The sequence below is a fragment of the Sutterella sp. genome (genome assembly GCF_052272535.1).
Taxonomy (GTDB): Bacteria; Pseudomonadota; Gammaproteobacteria; order Burkholderiales; family Burkholderiaceae_F; genus Sutterella.
On record NZ_DAVZJY010000144.1, the window covers coordinates 1 to 6,259 of the forward strand.

General features: G+C 63.8%; 5 protein-coding genes and 2 tRNA genes. All 7 read left to right on the forward strand.

Annotation, left to right across the window (positions count from 1 at the left end):
- Positions 1-45 precede the first annotated feature (45 nt).
- The 7 genes from ACT6Y9_RS07785 to rplT all read left to right on the forward strand — a co-directional run bounded on the left by ACT6Y9_RS07785 (position 46) and on the right by rplT (position 6,003).
- Entirely contained in the window at positions 46-2,166 is a 2,121-nt protein-coding gene (locus ACT6Y9_RS07785) for a RelA/SpoT family protein (RefSeq protein ID WP_443744115.1), read from the forward strand.
- Between the two features lie 188 nt (positions 2,167-2,354).
- Positions 2,355-2,431, forward strand: a tRNA-Val gene (locus tag ACT6Y9_RS07790).
- A 102-nt stretch (positions 2,432-2,533) separates the two neighbouring features.
- Positions 2,534-2,610 (forward strand) — tRNA-Val (locus tag ACT6Y9_RS07795).
- A 173-nt stretch (positions 2,611-2,783) separates the two neighbouring features.
- A complete protein-coding gene (gene thrS, locus ACT6Y9_RS07800) occupies positions 2,784-4,700 on the forward strand; it encodes a threonine--tRNA ligase (protein ID WP_443744116.1) in 1,917 nt (638 codons plus the stop codon).
- A gap of 51 nt (positions 4,701-4,751) precedes the next feature.
- Entirely contained in the window at positions 4,752-5,273 is a 522-nt protein-coding gene (gene infC / locus ACT6Y9_RS07805) for a translation initiation factor IF-3 (protein WP_443744117.1), read from the forward strand.
- Positions 5,274-5,434: 161 nt separating this feature from the next.
- On the forward strand, positions 5,435-5,632 hold the full coding sequence (gene rpmI / locus ACT6Y9_RS07810) for a 50S ribosomal protein L35 (RefSeq protein ID WP_139687972.1): 198 nt from the start codon (positions 5,435-5,437) through the stop codon (positions 5,630-5,632).
- A 20-nt stretch (positions 5,633-5,652) separates the two neighbouring features.
- A complete protein-coding gene (gene rplT, locus ACT6Y9_RS07815) occupies positions 5,653-6,003 on the forward strand; it encodes a 50S ribosomal protein L20 (RefSeq protein ID WP_295480662.1) in 351 nt (116 codons plus the stop codon).
- Positions 6,004-6,259: the final 256 nt, after the last annotated feature.

Genomic DNA, 6,259 nt, shown 5'->3' on the forward strand with positions numbered 1-6,259 from the left:
TTGCGCGCGCACCGCGGCAAAAGAAGAAAAAGAAGGGGGAAAACAATGGAACCGACGGAGAATCATCCTCCCGCCGATCCGGGGCTCGCGCGCAGCCTCGTGGAACCGCTCTACAACGGCCGGACGCTCTCGACGGGCGAATCGGTGCTCACGCACGCCGACGGGGTTGCCGGCATTCTGCGCGGCATCCGCAATGATCCGGAGCTCCTCGCCGCCGCCTATCTCTACAGCGTGCCGAAGTTCGTGCAGAACCCGGGCGAGTGGATCACGAAGAGCTTCGGGCCCGCCGTCGCCGGTCTCGTCACCGAGCTCGGCAAGATGAACGACCTCTCGAAGCGCGCCCGCTCGGACAACAGCGAGGCGAGCGCCGTGATGCAGCCCGAGGCGCTGCGCCGCATGTTCCTCGCGATGAGCCAGGACCTGCGCGTGGTGCTCCTCAAGCTCGCGAGCCGCCTGCAGACGCTCCGGTGGTTCGTCGCCTCGAAGAGCCCCGGCGCGCGCGAGTTCGGCGAGGAGACGCTCGCCGTCTACGCGCCGCTCGCCAACCGTCTCGGCATCTGGCAGATCAAGTGGGAGTTGGAGGACCTGTCGCTGCGCTTCACGCGGCCCGACGAATACCGTGAGATCGCCGAGGAGCTCGACGAGTCCCGCGAGGAACGGCTCGATTTCATGCAGCACGTGGTCGAGAAGGTCCGTGCACTCCTTGCCGAGCACCAGATCGAGGCCGACGTCTCCGGGCGCCCGAAGCACATCTATTCGATCTGGAAGAAGATGCAGCGCAAGCACCTGCGCTTCGACCAGCTCTTCGACGTGCGCGCGCTGCGCATCATCGTCGGCACCGTCGAGCAGTGCTACGAGGTGCTCTCCATCGTGCAGGACAACTTCCCCGTCCTCTCGAAGGAATACGACGACTACATCGCCAACCCGAAGCCGAACGGCTACCAGTCGCTCCACACGGTGGTGACCGACAAGGCGGGCCGTCCGATCGAAATCCAGATCCGCACCCGTGCGATGCACGAGTTCGCCGAACTCGGCGTCGCCGCGCACTGGCGCTACAAGGAGTCCGGCAATTCGCTCGGCGCCTCCGAGGCCGAAGAGCAGCGGGTCGCCTGGCTCCGCCAGCTCCTCGCCTGGCGTTCCGACGTCGGCGGCGACCCGCACAAGGACGCGCACGCCGTTGAGGACGACCACGTCTACTGCCTCACGCCCCAAGGGCGCGTGGTGGAGCTCCCCACCGGGGCGACGCCCGTGGACTTCGCCTACATGGTCCACACGCAGCTCGGCCACCGCTGCCGCGGCGCGCGCGTGGACGGCGCGATGGTGCCCCTCAACACGCACCTGAAGACCGGGCAGACCGTCGAGATCATCGCCGGCAAGACCGGCCAGCCCTCGCGCGACTGGCTCAACCCCGAGCTCGGCTACGCCGCGAGCGCGCGCACCCGCAACAAGGTGCGCCAGTGGTTCAACGCCCAGCAGCAGGCCAAGCAGCTCGACGAAGGGCGCGAGCGCCTCGACAAGGAGTTGGCGCGCCTCGGGAAGACCGCGGTGAAGTTGGACGACCTCGCCAAGCGCCTCGGCTTCGCTTCCGTCGATGAGCTCTGCATCGCCTTCGCGAAGGAGGAGATCACCCTCACGGCGCTCGCCCAGGCCGTGCAGCCCCCGAAGCCTGAGCCCCCGAAGGAACCCGAACTCCAGGTGCGCGAGGCTTCGGCCTCGGCCAAGAAGAGCAAGGTCCTCGTGGTCGGCATGGATTCGCTCCTTACGCAGCTCGCGCGCTGTTGCCATCCGCTGCCGCCCGACGAGATCGTGGGCTACGTCACCCGCGGGAGGGGGGTCACCATCCACCGCGCCGACTGCCCGAACCTCAAGAACATGGGGGATCAGGACCACGATCGCCTGATCGAGGTGAGCTGGGGGCGTGCGGGCGACGACCAGGTCTATCCCGCCGAGGTGCTCGTCGTCGCCCAGGACCGCTCCGGGATGATGCGCGACGTCTCCGAAATCTTCCAGCGCGAGAAGGTCCACGTCACCGGCATCAACTCCCAGGCCCTCAAGGGGGACCTCCACATGCGCTTCGCCATCGAGGTGAGGGGTGGCGACGGCATGCGGCTCATGCTCCAAGGTCTGCGCGCCGTGCCGGGCGTGCTTTCGGCGCGCCGCCTCTGACGCCGAAGTCCTTCCTTCAGACCGTCCACTCCGCTCTGCGCGGGCGGACGGCTGAGGAGGGTGGTTGCGGCAACTTCCTAGTAAACAAGGAAAATCGAAAAAAGTTTAGAAATTTGTCCTCCAACCCCTTGCTTTTTTCGAAAAGCACCCGTAATATTCGCACCTCACGTTGCTCGTGAAGCTCTTCCAGGCACGTAGCTCAGTTGGTTAGAGCATCACCTTGACATGGTGGGGGTCGTTGGTTCGAATCCAATCGTGCCTACCAAGAAAAGCTTCGCGGAACACGTGGCGCGGGTTCAGGGACCTGCGGTGAAGGAGAAGACGCCTTGCAGTTCTGGGCGCGGATCCATACAATCAAAACCTTGACAGGCACGTAGCTCAGTTGGTTAGAGCATCACCTTGACATGGTGGGGGTCGTTGGTTCGAATCCAATCGTGCCTACCAGAATTTTATTGGGAATGCCGACGATGCCGTTCATTCAGATGGCTGTGCGAACAACAGCGCCCCGTCGTTAAGATTGGGCGTGGACGCATAATTGTCAGCAGGACTCAAATGAAAAAAGTGCGGATCCAGGTCCGCACTTTTTTTATGCCCGCAAGTTTTGTGAGGTTTGCAAAATGGTAGTTGTCACCCTTCCCGACGGATCCAAGCGCGAATATCCGGGCGCGGTCACCGTTGCTGAAGTCGCCGCCTCGATCGGCGCCGGCCTTGCGAAGGCCGCCCTCGCCGGCCGCGTGAACGGCAAGCTCGTCGACCTTTCGACCACCATCGCCGAAGACGCCGACGTCGCGATCATCACGGGCCGGGATCCCGAAGGCCTCGAGATCATCCGCCACTCGAGCGCGCACCTGATGGCGCAGGCCGTCAAGGAGCTCTATCCCGAAGCGCAGGTGACGATCGGGCCGGCGATTGAGAACGGCTTCTACTACGACTTCTCCTACTCGCGTCCCTTCACGCCCGAAGACCTCAAGAAGATCGAGGAGCGCATGGACGAGCTCGTGAAGAAGAACATTCCGATCGTGCGCGAGGAGATGCCCCGCAGCGAGGCCGTGGACTTCTTCAAGGCCTTGGGCGAGCACTACAAGGCCGAGATCATCAGCTCGATCCCCGAGGGCGAGACCATTTCGCTCTACCGTCAGGGCGACTTCGTCGACCTCTGCCGCGGCCCCCACGTCCCCTCGACGGGGTGCCTCAAGGTCCATCGCCTCATGAAGGTCGCGGGCGCGTACTGGCGCGGCGACAGCAAGAACGAGATGCTCCAGCGCATCTACGGCACGGCCTGGGCGTCGAAGGACGACCAGAAGGCCTACCTCAAGATGCTCGAGGAGGCTGAGAAGCGCGACCACCGTCGCCTCGGCCGCGAGCTCGACCTCTTCCACCTTCAGGACGAGGCCCCCGGCATGATCTTCTGGCATGCCAAGGGCTGGGCCCTCTGGCAGGTGATCGAGCAGTACATGCGCCGCGTCTACCAGGACAACGGCTACGAAGAGGTGAAGGCGCCGCAGCTCCTCGACCGCTCGCTCTGGGAGCGCTCCGGCCACTGGGCGAAGTACCGCGAGAACATGTTCACGACCGAGTCGGAGAACCGCTACTACGCCCTGAAGCCCATGAACTGCCCGGGCCACATCCAGATCTTCAATTCGAAGCTGCGCAGCTACCGTGATCTGCCGCTGCGCATCGGCGAATTCGGCCAGTGCCACCGCAACGAATCCTCGGGCGCCCTGCACGGCCTCATGCGCGTGCGCGGCTTCACCCAGGACGACGGCCACATCTTCTGCACCGAGGACCAGATCCTCGCCGAATGCGAGCACTTCACTGCGCTCGTGCAGAAGGTCTACGCCGACTTCGGCTTCACCGAGATCGCCTACAAGGTGGCGACCCGCCCGGCGATGCGCATCGGCGAGGACGCCGTGTGGGACAAGGCCGAGCACGCCCTGATGGCGAGCCTCGACGCGCTCGGGATCAAGTACGAGATCCTCGCGGGCGAAGGCGCCTTCTACGGCCCCAAGATCGAGTACCACCTCAAGGACTGCCTCGGCCGCTCCTGGCAGTGCGGCACGGTCCAGGTGGACTTCCAGATGCCCGGCCGCCTCGGCGCCGAGTACGTGGGCGAAGACAACACCCGCAAGATTCCGGTGATGCTGCACCGCGCGATCCTCGGCTCCCTCGAGCGCTGGATCGGCATGCTGATCGAAGAGTTCGCCGGCGCCTTCCCGACCTGGCTCGCCCCGATCCAGTGCGCCGTCGCGCCGATCACGGACAAGCAGGCCGCCTACGCGCAGGAGGTCGCCGACAAGCTCCATGCGGCGCGCATCCGTGTCACCACTGATTTGCGCGGTGAAAAGATCAACTATAAAATTCGCGAACTCAGTCTGCAGAAGATCCCCTACATTCTCGTCGTCGGCGAGAAGGAGGCTCAGGCTGGGACGGTTTCCGTGCGCATGCGCGGCGGCAAGGATCTCGGCGTGATGAAGGTGGAGGACATCCTCGCCCGCATCAAGGCCGAAGACGAGAGCCGCTCCCACGCCGAATGATCGGCGCGGGCGAAGTCGCAACAGCGCTAGAGTTTTTTCAGGAGAAGAGCCATAGCTCAAGATCGCAAGCATCGGATCAATGGTGAGATCCGAGTTCCTGAGGTCCGACTGACCGGCGTCGACGGCGCCCAGATCGGTATTGTCCGCACTTCCGAAGCCCTCCGTATGGCCGAGGAAGCGGACGTCGACCTTGTTGAGGTCGCGCCGAACGCAGTGCCGCCCGTCTGCCGCCTGATGGACTACGGCAAGTTTCGTTATCAGGAGCAGAAGAAGGCCCAGGAAGCCAAGGCGAAGCAGAAGGTCGTGCAGATCAAGGAAGTCAAGTTCCGTCCGGCGACGGACGAGAACGACTTCCAGACGAAGCTGCGCAGCCTCGTGCGCTTCCTCGCCGACGGCGACAAGGCCAAGGTCACGCTGCGCTTCCGCGGCCGTGAAATGGCCCACCAGCAGTTCGGCACGCAGTTGATGGACCGCGTGCGCGACGAACTCGCCGACGTCGCCCAGGTCGAGCACGCGCCCAAGCTCGAAGGCCGCCAGATGATCATGGTTCTCGCCCCGAAAAAGAAGCGCTGATTTTCCGCACTTCCGCTCGAGTTCGAGTAGAATCGCTGTCTTTCGCCGGCTTCGGGTCATCTCCGAAGCTGGCATAACAAGTAGGCCCAGGGCCCGTTGAAGCGTCCAGTGCTTTCACTGCTGGAACGCCCGGGGCTTATCCAATAAAAGAGGAACGGCAAATGCCGAAGATGAAGACCAAGCGCGCCGCTGCGAAGCGGTTCAAGCCGCGTGCCAGCGGCTCGATCAAGCGCGCCCACGCCACGAAGCGCCACATCCTTTCCCACCGCACGACGAAGAACAAGCGTCAGCTGCGCGGCATGGTCACGGTGCACGAGTCGGACATCAAGTCCGTCAAGCGCATGCTGCCCTACGCCTAATTGAAGAAAGGAGATAAGAGATGCCTCGTGTGAAGCGTGGTGTGACGGCCCGTGCCCGTCATAAGAAGATTTTTGCCCTTTCGAAGGGCTTCCGTCTGCGCCGCAACAACGTTTTCCGCGTTGCCAAGCAGGCCGTCATGCGCGCCGGTCAGTACGCCTACCGCGACCGCCGCAACAAGAAGCGCGTGTTCCGCCGTCTGTGGATCGCCCGCATCAATGCCGGCACCCGTGCCAACGGCATGACGTACTCGGTGTTCATGAACGGCCTGAAGAAGGCCGGCATCGGCCTTGACCGCAAGGTCCTCGCCGACATGGCCGTGAACGACAAGGAAGGCTTCGCCGCCCTCGTCGCGTCGGTCAAGAACGCCTAAGAAGCTCTTCCTGCTTCCGCCCGGACGCGCAGGCGCACCGGGCGCAAAGGGAACTGAAATGAGAGGCTCGTCTCCCTGGGAGGCGGGCCTCTTTTTTCGAGCGTGATCAGTGAATTGCATGTAGAATTTCTGCTTTCCCAATGAGCGGCGCAGGGGGTCCGGGACCTTCCGCGCGCTCCTCATCCGGCGCCTTTCACCCCTCCGAAGAGGGGCGGGAGGGGTTCCGTGCGGCGCGGCCTTCTCCGCAGTGCGGGAA